The organism is Citrobacter sp. wls708 (assembly GCF_005281255.1).
In the GTDB taxonomy this organism is placed as follows: Bacteria; Pseudomonadota; Gammaproteobacteria; order Enterobacterales; family Enterobacteriaceae; genus Citrobacter; species Citrobacter werkmanii.
In genome coordinates, this window is record NZ_SZXE01000022.1 from 1 (window position 1) to 599 (window position 599).

General features: G+C 55.1%; 1 protein-coding gene. It reads left to right on the plus strand.

Features of this window, described 5'->3' with window-relative positions:
- Positions 1-599, plus strand: a 599-nt coding sequence (locus tag FDW97_RS15570; protein WP_249359798.1) for a GTP-binding protein, incomplete at both ends; no start/stop codon positions are given.

The window sequence follows — 599 nt, forward strand, 5'->3', positions numbered from 1 at the left end:
ACCGTACTGGCTAAAACCTACGGCGGTGCTGCTCGTGCATTCGACCAGATCGATAACGCGCCGGAAGAAAAAGCTCGTGGTATCACCATCAACACTTCTCACGTTGAATATGACACCCCGACTCGCCACTACGCACACGTAGACTGCCCGGGCCACGCCGACTATGTTAAAAACATGATCACCGGTGCTGCGCAGATGGACGGCGCGATCCTGGTTGTTGCTGCGACTGACGGCCCGATGCCGCAGACTCGTGAGCACATCCTGCTGGGTCGTCAGGTAGGCGTTCCGTACATCATCGTGTTCCTGAACAAATGCGACATGGTTGATGACGAAGAGCTGCTGGAACTGGTAGAAATGGAAGTTCGTGAACTTCTGTCTCAGTACGATTTCCCGGGCGACGATACGCCGATCGTTCGTGGTTCTGCTCTGAAAGCGCTGGAAGGCGAAGCAGAGTGGGAAGCGAAAATCATCGAACTGGCTGGCTTCCTGGACTCTTACATCCCGGAACCAGAGCGTGCGATTGACAAGCCGTTCCTGCTGCCTATCGAAGACGTATTCTCCATCTCCGGTCGTGGTACCGTTGTTACCGGTCGTGTAGA